Consider the following 20,805-nt stretch of genomic DNA (forward strand, 5'->3'; position numbering starts at 1 on the left):
CAACGCATTTATGTTATTTAATTTAACATAATACTTTTAAAAGTCAGATTATTTGACACATACATAACACAAACCTAGCGAAAGAAGACCGCAGCTGAAGGATTGGATCATCAATTTCCCTTTGAAGCATCGAACATGACCGGCCATGCGTCACCCTCAAACCGCTCGCCTTCTCGGCCCTGCATCATCTGGGCGTTAAAATGGTGATCCCCTTTCGGGCTGTAACGGTAGGTGGTGTCTCCGGTCATCATATGCACCGCCATGGATTTACGCGGCGAGGAGGAATTATTGGCTCCGCTCCCGTGAATCGTGAGCGCGTGATGGAAGCTGACCTGACCCGCTTTCATGATCATCGGCACCGGAGCAAACCTCTCGTTCTCCGGAATCTCCATCTCCTCTTCCTGCTTCTCCATATTCTGCTCAAAAAAATCATTAATGTTCAGCATGCCCCACTTGTGGCTGCGAGGAACCATCTGCAGGCTTCCATTCGATAAGTCTGTATCTTGAAACGCAACCCAGGCCGTGATAAGCGTCGGCTCACTGCAGCACTGCCAGTATACATAATCCTGATGCCAGCCTACATTCACGGACTCTTTTCCCGTTCCCCGGCCCGGCTTGTACAGCAGCTGATCATGGAACAGCCGGATCTGATCCGCCTTCATCAACCGACCGGCGATGGACCCGATGACAGGATCGGTAGCGAGCTTGCGCAGCGTCAGGTCAGCCCAATGGCTGTTGTCTGTCTTGCGCAGTGCCCCGGGACGGTCACGCCCCTCAATCCAATTCGACGCCGGCTCCCTTCCGGTTTCATATTCCCCACGATACAAACGGTCCTGGTGCTCCATCATTTCTTTTAATTCCTCATCCGAGAAAATAACCGGTGACAGCCAGTACCCGTTCTCTTCAAAGAAAGAAATATCCTGTTCCTTTGGCAGTACATCCTCCAGCACGTTACGTGTGTTCATAAGATCACGCTCCTGTCGTTACTTGGTTTGTTTTTTAAATCTAGGTCTATCATATTGAACAATGACCGACTTGTATTTAGAATAGAGACGTGTAAATTTAAACTTGCTGATCATGTGATGAAGGAGAAGGGGGAATGAATGTGAAGGGGCCTACCTTACAGCATCCCAAGCCGGCGGTCCGCCAGATGCTGCAGAGTGATACAGAATACCGTCTGGAGCTGCCGTACGGCACTGAAAGCCTCATTTACTATATTGGCATCAATCACAAGCAGAACTGGCATACGGCTGTGCATTCTCATGATCATTACGAGCTGTGCTATGTAGTCCGTGGAAGCAGCTCTTACATTATCGACAACACGCTGTATCGGATGGACCACGGTGAGTTTTTGATCACCAAGCCGGGAGAAGCACACTATGGTCTTGCCGAAGAGCAGTCGCCCTTTACTCTTTATTATTTAGGATTTAAGCCGTCCCTGCTCCCCGCGCTCCAGCGTGAGCTGATTCATCTTGGGCCTGGCCGGGTCGCAAAGGATGCCACCGGCAGCATGAGAGCTCTCTTTGAGCAATTGTTTACGGAAATGAAAGAGCCGCAGCTGCTCGATCGAGAAATGACCGGCGCCCTGCTGCAGCAGCTGCTAATTATCCTGCTGCGTTTATGCCGGAATCCGGACCCGGCGACCGGCATTTCTCAACCGGGTCCCCTGCACCCTGCAGTCATTCAAACGCTTGACTACCTGCATGCGGAAATACGCTATGACCACTCCCCTGAGGAGCTTGCTACACAGTTTAATATTAGCCGCTCCCACTTATCCCGGGAGTTCCGGCAGGCAGCCGGTATGCCGCTGGCCTCTTATATCCGGCTGCTCTGCCTGGACAAAGCAAGGCATGAGCTGCTGCACTCTACCAAGCCGGTGACGGAAATTGCGGAGGAGCTGTGTTTTTCGTCCATTCATACGTTCAGTATTTTTTTCAAGCGGTTTACCGGTTTGTCCCCTTCAGAGTTTCGAAGAAAACAGGGGTCTCCGTAATGCCGCTGCTATATCGCCATGACATGAAAGCATCATCATTAAAGCTTGACGGAGGTTGTTATGCGCAGCAAAATCACAATTCAAAACATTGCAGACCATTTAGGCCTGTCCAAATATGCAGTGTCCCGGGCGCTTTCCGGCAAATCGGGGGTCAGCCCCCAGACTCGGGATCTTATTATTCAGACCGCAGAGCACATGGGCTACCGGACGGCTTCGATGCGGACGCCGGTTCCCGCCAGGCCTGCCACAGATCAGGCTCTGCCTGCTGGCGGAACCGTACTGGTGCTGTTTCCGAACCTGAGGCACCAGAACGATGAATCACCGTACTGGGGTCCGCTGTTTGAAGGGCTGTCTGCAGCTCTGCAGGCGAAATCAATCCGGGTGTTGACCTTGACCGATGTAAGCGGTGATTCTCTGGACTCCCTGCTCCACCCGAAAGCGATCACGGGAGTCATCACGATTGGCAATATCTCCACCTCCGCGCTGCGGGAGGTTCAGCGCTTTCACCTTCCTCTGGTTATGGTAGATCATGTGGATCCGCACATTTCGTGTGATCATATCTTTACAGACAATTGGTCCGCGATGGAGACCCTCGTGAGAGGCATGACAGAAAGAGGCTACACCTCATTTCAATTCATCGGCTTCTCCTCTGAAGCGCAGAGCTACCGGGAACGCTGGCTAAGCTTTCGCACGACAGTGGAGGAGCTGGGGCTGAAGCAGGAACAGATCCCGGAGCTGCTCTCCGCAGATTTGTCATCATTCCCTCAGCTGCTGGAGGAGGTATTCCGTCAGCACGAACTGCCCGAGGTGCTCGTATGCGTGAATGATTTCTACGCTGCTTATACCCTGGATGCACTGCGCAGCCTCTCCATGGAGGGACTGGAGGAATGCGTCTTTACCGGCTTTGATCAAACTCACGCTTTTCCGGCTTTGAAGGCAACCGTCCGGGTGGATCAGGAAACCCTCGGCCAGAGAGCCGTTGACCAGCTGCTATGGCGTATCCAGCATCCGGCGGCACAGCCGGAGAAGCGCCTGATTCAAGGACAGGTCATCTTCAGATCCTGATCCGCTGGCAGAAAGGGAGCACAGACCTCATGATGACGCAGCTGCCTGCTGGTATAGAGCGGCTGCGAATGACTTTGGCCTGTTATTCCACTTACCCTTGATTACGCTTACAATTAAGTGGATGCTGTCTTCATCAGGCTGCTTGAAGAAAGTGAGGCTCTCCCTAATGAGATTATATAAAAAAGCCCTGCAGCTCCGGCAATGGTTTAGCAATCGGAAAATACGGACCAAAATTATGCTGGTCTATCTTCCCCTGCTGCTGCTCCCGCTCCTGATCGTCGGTTATACTGCCAATACGATCTACTCCAGTGCCATCATCAGCAAGTCAACCCAGAGCTTTACGCAAAATTCAGCATTGACGATCAGTCGAATTGACGGCATGCTTCGCAATACCGCCAGCGCCGCCAACATGCTGGCCTTAAACCTGAACCGGGTGCTGGAGGAGGGGCGGAAATCGGGCCAGAATGAGCTGGGACGTTACAACGCGATTAACACGCAGCTAAGCCTCGCGCTGCTCGTATTTCCAGATGTAGACTCCATCGTATTTATTGATGCCGGAGGCAAGGTGTATGGGACCCATCCGGAGCTGGAGCATCGCAGCCTCAGCATCCAGAGCCAGGATGCATACCGCAGCGTCATGAAGACGAACGGCGTTAACTTCTGGCTGCCCATGCAGCGCCGGGAATATTTGACGACCGATCCGGATGCCGCCCTGCTTACCCTGGGCAAGAAAATTATTAACATTCAGACCGGCGATTCTCTCGGTCTGCTCTTTCTTCTCATTCGCGAGGAGCAGCTGTCCGAGGTGCTGCAGAAGCTGAACGCCGAGCCGTCTGGACGCTATTTCATCTCGGATGGACAGGGCAAGGTAATTTCTGCTTCAGATCCGCAGCTTCTGCTCACCGTAATCCCGGAGGACGAAATCCGCTCCTGGGTAAGCTCAACTCCCCAGGGGGCCAGCACACGAATGATAGAGGGTGAGCGCTCTCTGCTCGCCGCCAGCAGCTTTCCGGAGCTGGGATGGAAGCTGGTCAGCATCACGCCCCTGCAAGCTCTGACCAATGGACTGGAGCAGCTGCAATGGACACTGCTGGCGGTCGCGGCACTCTGCAGCCTCTTCGCCCTCCTCGGAGCTGGCTTCCTGTCCAAAATCATTGCCAGGCCGATCGTGGAGCTGGCCCGCAGCATGAAAGGATTTCAGGAGGGGCATCTGGATGTCCAGCTGGAGGTCAAGTCACGCGATGAGCTTGGCTACTTTGTCCTCGGCTTTAATCAAATGCGGCGCCGGATCAAGGAGCTTCTGCGCAATGTGATGCAGGAGCAGAAGAAAAAGCGTGAAGTGGAGCTGGCACTGATTCAGGCCCAGATCAAGCCGCATTTTTTGTACAATACTCTGGATGTGATTTATGCCCTTTCCCAGATGAACCGGACGAGAGAGGTGCAGTATACAACCAAGGCGCTGGCGGACTTCTACCGTGCTGCGCTGAGTCAGGGCCGGGAGGTCATTACGCTGGAGGAGGAAATCCGCATTGTTCGGGATTACCTGGCTATTCAGCATGTGCGCTACCGGGACGTATTCACTTATGAGATCGAGATCAGTCCGGAATGCTATCAGGTTCCGATTCTGAAGCTGACCATCCAGCCGCTGGTTGAGAATGCCATATATCATGGACTTAAAGAAAAGGAAGGCGGCGGACACCTTCATATCCGGTGTGATCTGAATGGAGACGTCATCCAGATCGACGTAGAGGATAATGGCAAAGGCATGCCGGCAGACCAAGCAGAGCGGCTTCTGTATCCTGCCGCCGCCCCTTCTCCTCCCGCTGCAGGCAAGGGGTCCTCCTACGGACTGAGAAATGTCAATGATCGCATTCGGCTGTTCTTCGGACCGGCGTACGGCCTGCAAATTCAAAGCCAGCCAGACTCGGGAACCACGGTCCGCATCTCACTGCCCCAAGCATGGAATCCTGTCACAGAAGGGAATGAACCGTTTGATCAAGCTGATGGTCGTGGATGATGAACAGATTTTTCGAGATTATTTGTGCACCTTGCTGCCCTGGGAGGAATATGGGATGACGATTGCCGCGGTTGCCAAGAACGGCCAGGACGCCTTGACCCAGGCGGAGTCCTCCATGCCGGACATTGCTCTGATCGATATCAGCATGCCGTTTATGGATGGCCTGCAGCTCAGCGAGGCACTGAAGCAGCGCAGTCCCCACGTCGCTATTGTCCTCGTAACAGGGCATAATGAATTCGAATATGCGAGAAGAGCACTGAAGCTGGGCGTGCAGGATTATATCCTGAAGCCCTTTTCCAAAGAAGAACTGCTGCTGACACTCCTGCACATTCAAGAGGATATTCTCAAGGTCCAGGAGGATAAAGAGACGCATCAGTCCAGCCGGCGCATGCGGCGCGAGGTGGATCTGAACCGGCTCGTTAGCGGTGAGCTCGCAGACCCTGAGGCCCGGCTGAGTGAGATCCTGCGGGAGCAGGGTGCCGTCCCTGAGAGCGGCCGCTTCCTGACGGCCTGCATCGAGATTGACAATATGAACGCCCGATGGCGCCAGATCAGTGACCGGGAGCTGTGGAAGTTCGCGGTGATGAATATTTTGAGCGAGACGATGGCGTTCTCCGGCAATCATATCGTCTTTAACGGACCGGAAGGGCGAATCGTATGTATCTTTGAAGTCGGCAGCGGTGACGGAGGACCAGGCTCTCTTGGTCTCTCCTTCCCTGCCCCGCCGCCGGCAGACTATGTCGAGGGCTGTGAGAAGCTGAAGTTTCTCATCCGCAAGTATTTGAAATTTACAGTTACGATCGGCGTGGGCAGGCTGCACCAAGGACCTGCCGAGATTTCCCTTTCCTACAAAGAGGCGCTGCTCGCGCTGCAGCATAAATTTGTGCTGGGGTATGACCAGGTTATCAATTACAGCACCCATGCCGCGGTCGCCGGCAAGTCCCCGGTCGGCTTGCTGACGCCGAGCATGCACGAGGCGCTGCTGGTCAGTATGCGTGCGGGAAACTGGGAGGAGGTTCAGGATCAGCTGGAGGGGATTTTTGAGAAGCTGGAGTCGGCGCAGATGACGATCGATTACGTGTTTGTCATTTGCATGAGCCTGGTCTCCTTGTGCCTGTCCTGCGTCTCCGAGAATGGACATCCCATTGAGGACTGCTTCGGTGAAGATTTTTACCCATACAGCGACATTGTAACGAAGCCCAATATGGAAGAAGCCAAGCTATGGATCATCGGCCTGTTTCACAAGGCGAACCAGTATATGCAGCTGCACCGCAAGACCAAATCGGGCAAAATTGCCGAAGCCGCCAAGCTTTTTATTGATCAGCATTACACCGACCCGGACCTGAAGGTAGAGCATATTGCAGCCAGTGTGTACATTAACTCCAGCTATCTGCGGGCACTGTTTAAGAAAACGCATGGCATGACGGTGACGGATTATATTTTGCAAAAACGAATGCAGCATGCCGCCTCTCTCCTGACAAGCGACCGGGCACTCCGGCTGTCTGACATTGCAGAGGAAATCGGATACCATGATCCCGCTTATTTCAGCAGAACCTTTAAGAAATACTTCGGCTATTCACCGAGCGAATATGAAAATCTGCCGCATTCGAAATCCTCCTACATGCGCGAATAATCCAAATTGCAAGCGTTTAGTGCATTAATTCAGCGGCCGGGGCCCGGTATACTAAAGGCATAAACAGATCACAGTCTATGGGAGGTCTTGGTCATGAAAAAAAGCTTGGCCGTACTTTTAAGCTCCGTTCTCGTATTCGGATTAACTGCCTGCGGCAGTGACTCCAAGGAAAGCGCCGGTACGCCGGAGGCGGGCGGACAGGAGCAGACAACCACACTTCGCATCTACGCCCAATACTCGGATGAAGACACCAAGGGATATTACGATTATGCTGCTGCCGAGCTGGCCAAGGAGATGCCTAACGTCAAGCTGGAGCTGGAGGTTCAGGCCCAGGACGATGGACAGAAGCTGAAGTCCTATGCAGCCACAGGCAATCTTCCGGACATTTTCAATGCCGGTCAGGATCAGATCAATCTGTTCCGCAAATCCAACAATATCCTTCAGCTTGATGACTATGCGGAGAAAATGAAATTTAAGGACAACATGCAGCCGAGCGCCATGAACACGCTGTACGCGGATGACGAGCATATTTATGCCTTCCCTTATGCGGGCAACGAGTTCGTGCTCATTTATTACAACAAGGAGCTGTTTGAGCAAAACGGCGTGGCGATCCCGACTACAAAAGCGGAGCTGCTGACAGCCATCGAGGCCTTCCAGGCTAAAGGCATTACGCCGATGTCGATTTTTGCCAAGGAGAAGTGGATCACTACGGCACTGTATGATATTTTTGCAACTCGCTATGATCCAAGAGGGATTAAAGGTCTTGACAGCGGGGAGACGAAGCCAAGCGACGAAGCCTATGGAAAGGCAGCCCAGGATGTGATCGACCTCGTCGCTGCAGGACTGCTGCCGAAGGGCGCAACGAACCTGAATTATGATCAGGCCGCAGCACTGTTTCATGAGGGTAAGGCAGCCATGTTCGTTAACGGACAATGGGAGATTGAGGCTTCCACCAAGGCTCTTGGCGACAAGGCCGGCTACCTGTACTACCCGGCGCCGGATCAGGCCATGTATGAGCAGAACAAGCTGGCCTTCAGCGGCGGCGGAAGCCCGGGCGGCTTCGCTGTCTCGGCCAACACGAAGCATAAGGATCTTGCCGCCGAGGTTGCGAGCTTTATGGCACTGAAATATGCGGAGTTCAAGTACACCCAGAAGGGCAGCCCGATTGTAGCCACCAAGGTTGACATGGAGCCGGCCAAGGCGTTTGACCCGATGATGGTTACGCTATCCGAGGACATTCCCAACATTACAAGCACAACCGCGTTTGCCTGGGGCCTCTCCAATGCCAAGTTCAAGGCAGCGATTGAGGATGCCAGCCAGAGCCTGCTGATGGATGGTTATTCGGCACAGCAATTTGTGTCTGACCTCGAAAGCGCTCTGAAATAATTACAGTCGACCTGAAGCATGTACACACCGGTCAGGTGAGAAGGCCGGTGTGTATTTTTTTCGCCAGATTGAACGCCAGAGGAGTGAGCCTGCATGAATAAATTTCTCGGAAACAAGACCGCCATCCTGCTCTTCATCTCTCCCGCCCTGCTACTGTTTACGGTGCTCGTCTTTTGGCCGATCCTGCAGGTGTTTTACCGGAGCCTGTTTGAATGGGATGGCCTCACGGAAGGAACCTTCATCTTTCTGGACAACTACAAGCGGATGTTTGAGGACAGCCTCTTCTATACCTCGCTGTACAACGGCCTGATCTTTGCACTTATTCTAACCGTGCTGCAGATCAGCATCGGCACCGTGCTGGCGCTGACCATCTCGGATGGCCTGATCAAGGGCCGCAAGCTGCTGCGGATCAGCTTTTTTATTCCGGTTGTTCTGTCGATCACGGTCGTCTGTCAGCTTTGGCTCGCTATTTACAACGGAGAGTATGGACTGATAAACAAAATATTTGAAGCCCTCGGTCTGTCCTACCGCCAGGACTGGCTTAGCAACAGCAAAACGGCCATTTTTGCCATCGCCATGGTGAACGCCTGGCAGTATATGGGCTATCATTTCGCCCTGCTGCTGGCCGCCGCACGCTCCATTCCCGAGCAATATATGGAGGCAGCCAAGATTGACGGTGCCGAACGCTGGACCGCACACTGGAAAATTACGATTCCGCTGATGGCGGAGACGTATAAATTTTGTCTAGTCCTCGCGATTACCGGTGGTTTGAATGCGTTTGCAAATATGTACATTATGACCGGGGGAGGCCCTGGCACCAGTACCTATACCTTGACCTATATGATGTACCGTTCAGCATTCCGCGTTGGCGAGTTCGGCTACGGCAGCGCGTCGGCTGCGTTTCTCGTCATTGAATGCCTGATTGTGACCTTTGCTATCAACCGGCTCGTTGCCCGGGAACGGATTGTGTACTAGGAGGATGAACATATGTGGATGAACTTCAGGCGTAAACAACCGTTACTGCAAATTTTTCTCTGGCTGTATGCCCTCATTTCACTGTATCCCTTGATCTGGATGGTGTTTTATTCCTTCAAGGACAACAATGAGATCTTTGTGACGAATCCGTTCGGCTTCCCCCGGACGCTGCGGTTTGAAAATTACGTGTCTGCCATGACCGAGTTCAATGTTCCGCGCTATTTCCTGAACAGTGTGTGGGTATCTGTCATCACCGTCATCGGAACCATTGCTGTCGCCCTGCTGTTTGCTTATGCCGTCGCCCGAATGCGATTTCGCGGCAAAACGCTGGCTCAAATGTATATCGTGATCGGCATGTTTGTGCCGGTTCAGGTCATTATGATCCCACTCGCGATCCTCGTGCGTGATTTTCATCTGACCAATACGTATGGATCGATTATTCTGCCTTATATTGCGTTTAATGTTTCCTTCTCTACTCTCGTATTTTATGGTTTCTTCCGCAGCATTCCCTTTGATCTGGAAGAGGCGGCATGCATTGACGGCGCAAATATATACCAGACCTTTTACCGGATTATGATACCCGTTGTCAAGCCGGCGATTGCCACGATGGTGATCTTTGTCTTTCTGGCAGCATGGAACGAGTTCCCGATTGCACTGATGCTCATTTCCGATGAGGATCTCAAGACGCTCCCGCTCGGCTTGCTGTTCTTTCAAGGACAGTTCACTACCGACTGGGGCGCGATGGGAGCAGCCATGACCGTCGCTTCTCTTCCAACGGTGCTGGTCTACATTCTGTTTAGCGAACAGGTCGAGAAAGCCATGACGGTCGGCTCTGCTGTCAAGGGTTAAACAACGGCTGAAGCCAGGACAGGATGCGTATATCAGGCATAGACACCCATAAACCGTAGACCTGTCGCTTCACTGCGGCTGTGTCTACGGTTTATTCGTGGATGCCTGCTTCCGGCTGATTTATGAGATGCATGCGCCCATGCCAGCTCGGCGCTGCTCCTGACTCCGACCGGCAGCATGCTCCCTGCATACAAAGGCTGCCAGCTCGGTATAGCCCGACTTCTTCAATATTCTTGCTGCTTTCCTGATATGATAAGCTGAAGAAGAGACGATCACAAGCTGTTCTCCTGGCACCAGCTCATTCATGCTGACGTAAGGGAGCCTGCCGATGTAAATGTTAATCGCCCCTGGTAGATGTCCCTTCTCGAAGTCGGTTGCGTCTCGAATATCTAAGATCTGTATTTGCCGACTTTCCTTGATGTGAAGCAGCTGCTCCTCGCCCAGAAATCTCAGCCCTTTCACAGGCCCCAAGCGATGCTGCAGCAGAAAAAGCACGAGGCCGAGCAGTAAAAATGCTTGCCAGAACACTAGATCTCCTCCCTTCGTCTGTATTCGTAGTTTGTGTATACTATGGATTACGCCTTATTTTATACCCTGTAGGGTATAAAATCAACTATACCAGGATAGGCACTTCCAAGTGCCTTCTTCCGGTAAGCTTTCATCTTCTTTATAATAAGTGTGCTTCGTTATCTTCATTCTAATCTTTTTTTATCCGAAGGAGGACATGCAATGAAAGCTTTGCTGCTTCAAGGACCCGGAGAGATCAGTCAGATGAGAGTTGGAGAAGCGGTTAAACCATCTCCCCAGCCAGGTGAAGTACTGGTTCGTATTATGGCTACCGCGCTAAATCCCGTCGATTATAAAACAGGAAATCAAGGCAATCCGCATTGGAGCTATCCGCATATTCTTGGACTGGATTCTGCCGGCATCGTGGAGGAGATCGGGGCCGGCGTGAACCATATTTCGGTTGGCGATCGGGTCGTTTGTCACCTTGATCTAACTCAAAAGGGCGGATATGCTGAATACGGCGTTACCTCAGCACATACGGTTTCTGTCATTCCGGAAGGCATTTCATTTCAGGATGCGGCCGCACTTCCTTGTGCCGGCTATACCGCTTACCAGGCGTTGTTCCACAAAATGCATGTGTCTTCAGGACAGAATATCCTGATCCATGCCGGAGCCGGCGGTGTCGGCGGCTTTGCTATTCAGCTGGCTAAAGCAGCCGGGCTAACCGTGCTGACGACCGCTTCTGCGCCCAAGCATGAGTATGTACATTCGCTCGGAGCCGATTACGCCATCGACTATCAGCAGGAGGATTTCGTTCAGCGGACGCTGGAAATTACAGACGGCCTTGGCGTTCATTATGTCCTTGATACGGTCGGCCGTGACAATGCCACCCGCTCCTTAAAGGCGCTCGCCTTCAATGGACAGATATCCTTTATTGCCGGACCGCCTTCAATCAATGAGGCGATCTCGTTTGCTCATCCCTTATCCTTCCATTCTATTGCGCTCGGCAGCGTTCATGCTTCCGGCAATCTCGCCGAGCAGCGCAAGCTTGCCCAGATGGGAGATCATATGCTTTCCATGCTGCAAGAGGGCAAGATCACCTCTACCCTCTCCAGCACCATTACCCTGGACGAGGTCCCTGCTGCTCTAACCGACATCGCGACAAGGCATGTCACAGGCAAGATCGTAGCGATGCTGGGGTAACGGCGAAGCTGACAAGAGTCCTGCCATGTAAGCAGGGCTCTTTCTCAGCTTGACCGAATAGTTGATGAGCTGTCTTTTATAATGGAGATAGTTCATTTTCTGTGACCCATTGATGGTTCTTAACCATGGCCCCACCTGTAGTCGGTATGAAGTCAATCATGTACACCGTCGTGGATTGAGCAGAATCCACCGTTGCTTCAGCACCCTTCATTCCGGGCATATGGTCGGCCGTTAAAACTACCGTTGTTCCCGGCTTCAAAGGATCTGAACCTGCATCTTGAATCTCTTCATGAATCACCCATTTGTGGTTCGTTACCTCGTCTCCTCCTGCCACAGGAGTGTAAGACACAGTATAAACAACCGTCTCATATGCACCTGCCACCGTCGCTTTGGCCCCCTTCATCCCGGGCATATGCTCGTCCCGGATCATCACTTGACTGCCTGCTTGAAACATTGGATTTGCTGCTTCTTTTAACCCTTCAGGAACTTCGCCAGTCGTTGAATGACTAGCATGATCTTCGTGCTGCGTGGACCCTGCCGGGTGCGAAGCCTCTTCCCCACATCCGGCTAGAGCCACCATCAGCACCGAAATAAAGAAGCATATCTTGATCCATTTCATGTTCAGTATCCTCACTCCTTTTTCTGTATAGCATACCCCCTTATGGTATATCATATGGAGTGAGAATATACCAGCAGGAATGTAAGGTTGGATTATCTCTTAAGATCGGGTCGTTTGATATTCGACGAGGATATAAAAAATGCCCTTCCAATGTTACACTGGACAGAGCATTCATATCGTTTGTTCATCCCCCACCTTGTCGCTACGTACAACGACTCGTCAACCGGCAAGGTGTACACCCTCGCAATTATTCAACATGATCATTAGTAAAGCTGTGTAGCACTTGACGCACTTCATCTGTTGACTTCGTTTGCATGAGCTCATTTTTCAACGCATCTGCCTTATCAAATCCATGAATATATATTTTGAAAAAACGAAGTAAATGAACAAATGGTCTCGGCTCTAGTTCTAATGCATATTGATCATATAAATGAATGTGGTATTTTAGTAGCTCTATTTTTTCGTCCCTGCTATGCTCTCTAGGCGTCTTCTCAAAAGCAAATGGATCTTTAAATATACCTCTACCGATCATAACTCCATCAAATCCGTATTGTTCTGCCAGCATCAAGCCTGTTTTTCGATCAGCTATATCTCCATTAATCGTTAATAATGTATGGGGTGCAATCTGATCACGAAGCTGTTTAATTTCAGGAATCAGCTCCCAATGAGCAGGCACCTTGCTCATTTCTTTCTTGGTTCGTAGATGAATAGAAAGATTTGCAATATCTTGTCGCAAAATATGGGATAACCACTCACGCCACTCCTCCACATGAGTGTAGCCAAGTCTAGTTTTTACACTTACAGGTAATCCACCTGCTTTAGTAGCTTGTATAATATCTGCTGCAAGCTCAGGCTGTAAGATCAGCCCGCTGCCCTTAGCTTTAGCTGCGACGTTATGAGCAGGACAACCCATATTAATATCAATGCCTTTAAATCCGAGCTTCGCTAAACCTATACTCATTTCCCTAAAATGATCAGGGTTATTTCCCCAAATATGTGCTACCATAGGCTGTTCTTCTTCTGTGAAATATAATCTCCCACGCTCACTATATATAGCATCTGGATTACAGTAGCCTTCAGTACTTGTAAACTCAGTGAAAAAAACATCAGGTCTACCCGCTCGACTCACAACCTGACGAAACACCACATTCGTGACATCTTCCATAGGAGCAAGTACAAAAAACGGTTTAGGTAACTCTTTCCAAAAATTTTCAATCAACGCTCATTCCATTCCTCTCATCTGCATACGATCACCGCTAGAACAAACAACATTATAACATATTTCATCATGCCATTATTAAGTTTGCCGGCAACACATGGCCTGGGCAGGATACTATCCATCAGCTAACCTGAACAATAATTGTCTCACATCGTATCTCACTTTATTTTCATGGACCGTCACAACATTTTGCATCGTTGTTCCGTTTGCAGGGAATTTTGTACCGTTATTCATATGCTTAGAAACATCTGAGAGTATTGCATTTTCAATCTCATCCTTGTCCCAAAGCCTTGGACACTTCCTGATCTATGTGTACGGCCATAAATGTCCACTATTTACCTCGACCTTTGTTCCACCAAGGTCGAATTTTTATTAATCTGGACTGTCAACAGAAAATCAAACAACTTTTTTAAGGGCCGCAGTTTTATACTGAACGGGCGTCATGTAACCTAGTGAACCATGAACCGGTGTTTGTTAAACCAGTTCACATAATCATATAATTCATTTGTTTGTACATTTGGCCCTATTACTATGGATATTGCTAAACTGGATTGGTTAACCCCAAGGCATGAACAAATGATCGACCCATTTAGACTTTCAATATTTAATAGTCGGATGGATTCTCGGTGGCCTCCTTCGATTCGGTAGCATGAGCTTAAACTATATATTTTCAACCCTTATATAACTACATATATTTTGGTATAATATATGTAGTTATATAAGGGGGTGGATAGGTATATGAAGCTTATGTTTTTATCTGATCGAATGAAGGATATTGCTTGGGGTCCGACTACAATGAACATGCTGCAACGTGTCGCAGAATTTAAAGGGAAACAGGCATTGTACTTTCAGCAATCCCTGGAAATTCTTACAGCTATGAAAAACGTAGCATTGATTCAAAGTACAGAGTCTTCGAACCGAATCGAAAAAATCGTGGTGACGAATAAGCGTCTTACTGAAATCGTCAATGAACGGGTAGATCCTGTAGATCGGTCGGAATCTGAGATTGCCGGTTATCGTGACGTGCTCAAGGTTATTCATGAATCCTACGAGCACATGCCTGTAACGTCTAATGTTATTTTGCAGTTACATAGAAATCTACTGCAATACGCGACGGGTAGTGGTGGAAGCTATAAAATGAGCGACAATGATATTACCGAAGAACTCCCTTCAGGGGAAACCATTATTCGGTTTAAACCTGTTTCTGCCTTTGAAACGAAACAAGCAATGCAAGACTTAGTGAATGGGTTTCGGAAGCGAAAAGAAGAAGCATTGTACCCCGAATTGCTGCTTATCGCTATTTTTATTTTAGACTTCTTGTCAATCCATCCCTTTCCAGATGGTAACGGCCGAATGGCTCGACTCCTTACTCTCCTGTTGCTCTATCAGGCGGGGTATGAGGTAGGTCGATATATTAGCTTGGAGAAATGTATTGAGGACACCAAGGATCAATACTATGCGACCCTTCAAAAATCATCACAAGGCTGGCATGAAGGAACCAATGACGTTCGTCCCTGGGTTGAATACTTTCTCACAATGCTTATCGAAGGTCATCAACGGTTTGAACAACGGATGGGGGATTTGGATCGTGGCAGGGGTTGGAAATCACGTCAAGTGGAAGGTGTCATTCAACACTTGATGGGGGATTTTAGCGTTGCTGATTTGTTAGAGCGGTGTCCGGGGATCACTGGTCCTACAATTCGTCAAGTACTTGCCCGCATGTCCAAGAAAGGGCATATTGTGGCGATCACGAAGGGGCGAAATGCCCGTTGGCGCAAAATTTTTGGTGACGAGGATTGATTCTCCATAACAGATAGATCCATGGTTAAACAACTTTATTCTGGTCCGGCCTGAATCGTAGGCCGGGTTTACTGCATATTAGATATCGCTCTCGATACAACGAGCGGCAAATGTTGCGAGCTTCGTTCCCTTGCCCGTTCGGCAGCTTTCGATCGCTTTGATTAGGCCGATGGTGCCGATGGATATCAGGTCTTCCAGGTCTTCGCCGGTATTGTCAAACTTCTTGAGGTTATGGACACAACCCGATGTAAAAAACGATTACAGTCAATAGACTTAATCGGTATAATCCTCTAAGTTATTTCGCTCTACGAGCGCTCGCTCAATTATTTCCACCCAATCCATCAATAACAATTAATTGATGAATACATTCTCTTGTGAGCTTAATCGCTTCTTTTCCAGCCGAAACTTTTCGACTCTCAGGGTTTTCAGTGTCGATACCTCGTGCTAACGCATCCCCTCGATGTACCTCTTTGTTATGTCAATCGGATTGTGCAAGAATATGTCCTTGAGCATCTTCTTCAAACTCCTATAAATCTAAAAAATAAATAGTAGTCGATTCGATAATTTGCTTGGAGGAATCGGTTATTGCGCCCGCAATCCGCAGCTATATACAATCGGGAAGTAATCCTGCAGAAACCACCCTTCCGCATGAGCTGTCATAGCAATCATCTGGAAACCCATCCATTCTAAACGCCCCCCCGCGTTAAATGCCTGAACACAAAAAAGCAGAGGTTTCCCTCTGCTTCACGTTGGCACAGCCGACTCTAAATTCCATACTCCATCATCGCTTCGCCTTATAAAACTCATGATACAGCTTCATGAGCGCCCGCTTCTCAATCCGCGAAACATAGCTCCGCGAAATCCCCAACTCCTTCGCAATCTCTCGCTGGGTGCGCTCCTCTCCGCCATGCTCCAATCCAAATCGCCCAATGACCACTTCCTTCTCCCGGTCGTCCAGGATATCGAGGTTGCGGTAAATTTTGCTCTTCTCGATCTTTAACTGCACTTTATCCACGATATCGTCCGCTTCGGTTCCTAGAATATCGATCAACGTGATTTCATTGCCTTCTTTATCTGTGCCGATCGGATCATGCAGGGATACGTCCTTACGCGTTTTTTTCAAGCTACGAAGATGCATAAGTATTTCATTCTCAATACAACGAGCGGCGAATGTTGCAAGCTTCGTTCCCTTGCCCGTTCGGAAGCTTTCGATCGCTTTGATTAGGCCGATGGTGCCGATGGAGATCAGGTCTTCCAGGTCTTCGCCGGTGTTGTCAAATTTCTTCACAATATGAGCCACCAACCGAAGGTTGTGCTCAATCAGCTTATTACGCGAAGCTGCGTCACCTTCAGCCATTAGCTGTAGATGCTTCGCTTCCTCTTCTTCGGTCAGGGGCTGGGGAAACGCGTTGTTTTTCACATACGACACTAACAGGCTTAGCTCTTTGATGAACAGTGCAATAGCGGTAAACAGTCCAGGCACAGGGGACACCTCCTGAAGAATACAATGCAACCGGCCTCTTGCCGCGCTCGGTTTCCAGTCTGTTCATTGTATGTGGGCAGGAGCCCAGTCGTGCCTGTACGTGAAAAAGTTCCTATTCTTATGGCACTGCATCACGCCTGCTGAGCCGTGCAGCAACGGTTTTTCCTCAGCGGATGGGCCGCTCTTGCTTGAATCTCCTTCCCAGCGGGTAAAAAAAGCATGTACGCGCCTTTCTTGGTGCACACTGTACAGTATGATTTCAGGAAGGAGTGACCGATCATGACTGAAGCAAAGAAGATTGCATTTTTGCTGGCTAACGATTTTGAAGACTCGGAAATGAAAAACCCATATGAGGCTATGATCAAAAATGGCCACGATAACGTAATTATCAGCTTGAAGGAAAATGAGGAGCTAACAGGCAAGCAGGGCTCGGTATCCTACCAATCCCACCTGGCTGTTAAAGACGCGCAGGCATCCGATTATGCTGCGGTCATTATTCCGGGCGGTAAATCTCCATCCCATCTGATGGACGACAAGGATATTCAAGCCTTTGTTCAGGAGGCGGATCAGAAAGGGCTGACGATCTCGGCCATCTGCCATGGTCCGCAGATCCTGGCGGCAGCCGGCCTGCTGAAAGGCCGTACGCTGACGTCCTATCCCGGTATTCAGGACGAAGTTCGCGAAGCCGGCGGTCAATTCGTGGATCAAGAAGTGGTAACGGACGGTAATTTGATTACGTCCCGTACTCCGGAGGACGAGCCAGCCTTTATTCAAGCTACCCTGGATGCTTTGGGCTCTAACGCTTGGTAAAGTCTGCCACAGTACGTAATATTGTAATCACAAACGCCGGAGGACGAGGTTCATCGTCTATCCGGCGTTTGTGATGTTTCTTCATCCTTACAGGTGAAATTCAGCTCACAAGTCTAAAGAACCTCAATTCTTCGCAGCCACTCCGCACACAAGCCGGTCCACTGCGCAACCTGCGGGTCCTCCTCGGACAGTCCGAGTCCATGACGACCATGAGGAAACACATGGAGCTCAAACGGAATTTGCTGAGCAGAGAGAGCGCTTGCATACATGAGACTATTTTCCACCGGAACAGCAGCGTCATCAGCAGTATGCCACAAAAAGGTTGGAGGTACGTTTGAAGTTACCTGCAGCTCGCCCGACATTTTACGAATCATCTCTTCCGATGGCTGCTCCCCGAGCAGATTGGTGACCGAGCCTTCATGCCGATGCTGTGTGAAGGAGATCACGGGATAGCACAGCACGGCGAAGTCCGGTCGAGCGCTCACGCGGTCAACCGGGTCTTCTGCATCCGGCTGTCCTTCTTCTGCCTGAATACATACGGTAGCAGCCAGATGCCCGCCTGCCGAAAAGCCTAGTACGCCAATCCGGGCCGGATCAATGTTCCATTCTGCAGCGCGGTGCCGGATCTGCTTGACGGCATGCATACCGTCCATCTGCGGATACGGATATCTGGTCGGCTTCACGCGGTAGTGAACCACAAAAGCAGATAAGCCCAGGCTGTTCAGCCACTCCGCGATGGGGTCCCCCTCATGCTCGGCCCGGCGGAAGTAACCGCCTCCAGGAAACACCACGACAGCAGCATGGGGTGAAGCGGACTCCACGACATGTGGAACAATATATGGCTCGAATGAACCCTCTTCCTCCAGCTCAATCCCCGGAATATTTTTTTCCCACAATTTCATTCTTGATTCCCTTCCTTCTCTCTTGATGTATAGCATGAACGAACAGGCGCTATGGCAAGCCTTTGACATGATCTTCGCTGATTATAGATCATTCGTCAACCCGTAATTGTGCAAAATACAGCGGATCGGCTGCTCTTGGCACTTCTCCTTGTTCGGATGCTGATTCAGGAATCCCGTTACGGTTTATTCGTTACTTATACCACAAAAAGCACAGCCCCATCTGATATTAGGCATCTCCAAAGCCCTCTATACATGCTTGACGTTTCAACGGGCAATCCTAGATAGGCCAAGAAGAAAGGATGAGTGACATGGCTAACAAAAATCCCGATTATGACGGCCGCTTTCCTGGAGTAGATCCCATTCCGGAGCCGGACCGCCCTGACCACGGAGCTACAGATATGATTGACGATGTCGTCGGCGGTATTCTCGAGAATAAAGACAAGGAAGAGATGAAGCGAGAGAACAGTCACGGCAATGAAACAGTGGATCGCAGACCGGGACATTTACCGGACGAGGACGAAGCCTAAAGAAGGATGACCGAGATGGTTTAGCCACTCTCGGTCATCCTTTTTCACATGTTCTAGTGGAACGCGCGAGTCTACCCCTCAACAATTACAGCCTCAAACGGCTTCAGCTTGAAGAGCCCTCCTTCCTCCACTGCCGGCAGTCCTTCATAGTTTCCCAGCACCGCCACAGCTTGACCGGAATCTCTCTTCCAGTCTTCAGGCCAACGTGTCGTAACCTCGTGATCTGCAAAGTTCAGCAGCACCAGCCATGTTTTTTCCTTATACGTTCGCGTGTAGCACATGATATGCTCCTCATCTTCCAGCAGCATATTGAAATTTCCGTAGGCCAGCACGGGCTGCTCCTTGCGCAAGGCAATTAGCCGGCGATAGTAGTGGAACAGAGAATCCGGGCGTTTCATGCTCTCCTCACTGTTAATATCTTTGTAATTGTCATTCACCGGGATCCAGGGCGTACCGCTCGTAAACCCGGCCTGCGCTTCAGCACTCCACTGCATCGGCGTACGGGCGCTGTCCCGGCTGCGGGCATGAATCATGTCGAGGACCTCTTGCTCTGAAGCCCCCTCCTCCTCCACCATCCTATTGTAGAAGCCAAGGGTATTCTTATCCCGATAATCCTGAATGGAGGAGAATTTCACATTGGTCATGCCCAGCTCTTCCCCTTGATACATAAAGGGAGTTCCGGGTATAGTATGCAAAAAAGTCGCCAGCATCTTGCCCGACAACTCCCGCAGTTCCCCATCTGCGCCATAGCGCGGAAGCATCCGCGGGTGATCGTGGTTGCTCAGATACGTGCCATACCACCCTTTTCCAAACACCTCTTTGGACCACCGGTTCACAATATCCTTCAGCTCCTGAAGCCTCCAGCTCCGCACCTTCCACGGGTTTCCGCGCTCCACATCCATGCCGATCATCTCCATCAGCAGCACCATGCTAAGCTCTTTCCGTTCTGGAGCGGAGTAACGCACCGCTACCTCCATAGAAATGCTCGGCGCCTCACCCACGGTTACGATGTTCTCATAGCGGGAGAATACCTCTGTATGCAGCTCCTGCAAATAATCGTGGACCTTTGGTCCATTTTTGAAATAGCGCTGACCTCGCGGATGGGGATCCTCCGCCGGAGCATCGGGAAATCCAGGTTCTTTGGACAAAATATTGATCGCATCCAGCCGGAAGCCGTCAATTCCCTTGTCCAGCCAATACCTGATCATTTCATACATCTCATGCCGCATGGGAGCATGCTCCCAGTTCAGATCCGGCTGAGTCACATCGAAAATTCGCAAGTAATACTGGCCGGTCTGCTCATCCAGCTTCCATGCCGACTCCTCGGAAAATGACATCCAGTTGTTCGGCTCGGCCCCGGCCACTCCATCTTTCCAGATGTAATAGCTGCGGCGCGGATGCTCCCGGCTGGAAGAGGCCTGCTGAAACCAGGCATGCTGATGCGAGGTATGATTTATAACGAGGTCCATAAACAGCTTCATCCCCCGGGCATGCACCTCTCGCAGCAGCTCCTCGAAATCCTCCATTGTACCAAACGGCTCATTGATTTCATAATAATCACTGACGTCGTAGCCGTAATCCTCCATCGGCGACTTGCATACAGGACCCAGCCACAGCATCGTAACGCCGAGACCCTGTAAATAATCCAGCTTTTCCAGAATACCGCGCAGATCGCCGTGCCCATCCCCGTCCGAATCCTTGAAGCTGATGGGATAAATCTGATAGACCACCCCTTCTTTCCAAAAAGCCCGCTCCATCAAAGACGCACCTCCGAATAGATTGTGTTATCTATCCTTAACCATTTCTCGGCTGCGTCA

18 protein-coding genes and 1 pseudogene are annotated in these 20,805 nt (G+C 50.4%); 11 read left to right on the top strand and 8 right to left on the bottom strand.

Translation table 11 applies throughout. The annotated features are described in order from the left end of the window. Nucleotides 1–110: 110 nt before the first annotated feature. Nucleotides 111–965, bottom strand: a complete 855-nt coding sequence (locus JJQ72_RS04910; protein ID WP_138225190.1) for a phytanoyl-CoA dioxygenase family protein — start codon at nt 963–965, stop codon at nt 111–113. A 134-nt stretch (nt 966–1,099) separates the two neighbouring features. Between JJQ72_RS04910 and JJQ72_RS20430 the strand changes: the two genes are divergently transcribed. The 7 genes from JJQ72_RS20430 (at nt 1,100) to JJQ72_RS04945 (ending at nt 9,918) form a co-directional block, all read left to right on the top strand. Then, on the top strand, nt 1,100–1,993 hold the full coding sequence (locus JJQ72_RS20430) for an AraC family transcriptional regulator (protein WP_279591687.1): 894 nt from the start codon (nt 1,100–1,102) through the stop codon (nt 1,991–1,993). A 60-nt stretch (nt 1,994–2,053) separates the two neighbouring features. After that, nucleotides 2,054–3,058, top strand: coding sequence for a LacI family DNA-binding transcriptional regulator (locus JJQ72_RS04920; protein WP_138225188.1), 1,005 nt, complete (start codon nt 2,054–2,056; stop codon nt 3,056–3,058). Nucleotides 3,059–3,224: 166 nt separating this feature from the next. Then, nucleotides 3,225–5,075 (top strand): cache domain-containing sensor histidine kinase, encoded by a 1,851-nt coding sequence (locus JJQ72_RS04925; RefSeq protein ID WP_208202947.1) that lies wholly within the window; start codon nt 3,225–3,227, stop codon nt 5,073–5,075. Further along, entirely contained in the window at nt 5,041–6,708 is a 1,668-nt protein-coding gene (locus JJQ72_RS04930) for a response regulator (protein ID WP_208202948.1), read from the top strand. The genes JJQ72_RS04925 and JJQ72_RS04930 overlap by 35 nt, the downstream gene beginning before the upstream one ends. 93 nt (nt 6,709–6,801) lie before the next feature. After that, nucleotides 6,802–8,094, top strand: coding sequence for an ABC transporter substrate-binding protein (locus JJQ72_RS04935; RefSeq protein ID WP_138225185.1), 1,293 nt, complete (start codon nt 6,802–6,804; stop codon nt 8,092–8,094). Between the two features lie 93 nt (nt 8,095–8,187). Then, a complete protein-coding gene (locus JJQ72_RS04940; RefSeq protein ID WP_138225184.1) occupies nt 8,188–9,069 on the top strand; it encodes a carbohydrate ABC transporter permease in 882 nt (293 codons plus the stop codon). Nucleotides 9,070–9,081: 12 nt separating this feature from the next. Beyond that, the gene (locus JJQ72_RS04945; protein WP_208202949.1) at nt 9,082–9,918 is read left to right on the top strand and encodes a carbohydrate ABC transporter permease; all 837 of its coding nucleotides are present in this window, start codon (nt 9,082–9,084) and stop codon (nt 9,916–9,918) included. A 120-nt stretch (nt 9,919–10,038) separates the two neighbouring features. Here the strand turns inward: JJQ72_RS04945 and JJQ72_RS04950 are convergent, their stop codons facing one another. After that, nucleotides 10,039–10,446 carry a rhodanese-like domain-containing protein gene (locus JJQ72_RS04950; RefSeq protein ID WP_175415236.1) on the bottom strand — a complete coding sequence of 136 codons (408 nt, stop codon included), beginning with the start codon at nt 10,444–10,446 and terminating at the stop codon, nt 10,039–10,041. Nucleotides 10,447–10,647: 201 nt separating this feature from the next. Between JJQ72_RS04950 and JJQ72_RS04955 the strand changes: the two genes are divergently transcribed. Beyond that, entirely contained in the window at nt 10,648–11,628 is a 981-nt protein-coding gene (locus JJQ72_RS04955) for a zinc-binding dehydrogenase (RefSeq protein ID WP_208202950.1), read from the top strand. 76 nt (nt 11,629–11,704) lie between these two features. Here JJQ72_RS04955 and JJQ72_RS04960 read toward each other — a convergent pair whose 3' ends face one another. Together JJQ72_RS04960 and JJQ72_RS04965 are read right to left on the bottom strand one after the other, a co-directional pair. Next, complete coding sequence (locus JJQ72_RS04960) at nt 11,705–12,247, bottom strand: YdhK family protein (protein ID WP_208202951.1); 543 nt, start codon at nt 12,245–12,247, stop codon at nt 11,705–11,707. Between the two features lie 247 nt (nt 12,248–12,494). Continuing rightward, nucleotides 12,495–13,466, bottom strand: a complete 972-nt coding sequence (locus tag JJQ72_RS04965) for a tRNA dihydrouridine synthase (protein WP_243895876.1) — start codon at nt 13,464–13,466, stop codon at nt 12,495–12,497. A 738-nt stretch (nt 13,467–14,204) separates the two neighbouring features. Here JJQ72_RS04965 and JJQ72_RS04970 point away from each other — a divergent pair. Next, nucleotides 14,205–15,266 carry a Fic family protein gene (locus tag JJQ72_RS04970; protein ID WP_208202952.1) on the top strand — a complete coding sequence of 354 codons (1,062 nt, stop codon included), beginning with the start codon at nt 14,205–14,207 and terminating at the stop codon, nt 15,264–15,266. An 81-nt stretch (nt 15,267–15,347) separates the two neighbouring features. On the opposite strand, the pseudogene JJQ72_RS04975 reads toward JJQ72_RS04970, so the two are convergent. After that, nucleotides 15,348–15,500: pseudogene (locus tag JJQ72_RS04975) on the bottom strand (sigma factor); the annotation flags it as partial. A 547-nt stretch (nt 15,501–16,047) separates the two neighbouring features. Further along, nucleotides 16,048–16,749: an RNA polymerase sporulation sigma factor SigK gene (gene sigK, locus JJQ72_RS04980; protein WP_138225173.1), complete on the bottom strand. Its 702-nt coding sequence runs from the start codon at nt 16,747–16,749 to the stop codon at nt 16,048–16,050. Nucleotides 16,750–17,028: 279 nt separating this feature from the next. On the opposite strand from sigK, the gene JJQ72_RS04985 reads away from it, so the two are divergent. Beyond that, nucleotides 17,029–17,559 carry a type 1 glutamine amidotransferase domain-containing protein gene (locus JJQ72_RS04985; RefSeq protein WP_138225172.1) on the top strand — a complete coding sequence of 177 codons (531 nt, stop codon included), beginning with the start codon at nt 17,029–17,031 and terminating at the stop codon, nt 17,557–17,559. A gap of 113 nt (nt 17,560–17,672) precedes the next feature. On the opposite strand, the gene JJQ72_RS04990 is transcribed toward JJQ72_RS04985, so the two are convergent. Then, nucleotides 17,673–18,461: an alpha/beta hydrolase gene (locus tag JJQ72_RS04990; protein WP_138225171.1), complete on the bottom strand. Its 789-nt coding sequence runs from the start codon at nt 18,459–18,461 to the stop codon at nt 17,673–17,675. 308 nt (nt 18,462–18,769) lie between these two features. Between JJQ72_RS04990 and JJQ72_RS04995 the strand changes: the two genes are divergently transcribed. Continuing rightward, a complete protein-coding gene (locus JJQ72_RS04995) occupies nt 18,770–18,988 on the top strand; it encodes a hypothetical protein (protein WP_208202953.1) in 219 nt (72 codons plus the stop codon). 71 nt (nt 18,989–19,059) lie between these two features. On the opposite strand, the gene JJQ72_RS05000 is transcribed toward JJQ72_RS04995, so the two are convergent. Continuing rightward, the gene (locus JJQ72_RS05000; RefSeq protein ID WP_208202954.1) at nt 19,060–20,745 is read right to left on the bottom strand and encodes a glycoside hydrolase family 13 protein; all 1,686 of its coding nucleotides are present in this window, start codon (nt 20,743–20,745) and stop codon (nt 19,060–19,062) included. Between the last annotated feature and the right edge of the window lie 60 nt (nt 20,746–20,805).

The sequence above is a fragment of the Paenibacillus sp. F411 genome (assembly GCF_017582705.1).
GTDB lineage: Bacteria > Bacillota > Bacilli > Paenibacillales > Paenibacillaceae > Paenibacillus_AQ > Paenibacillus_AQ algicola.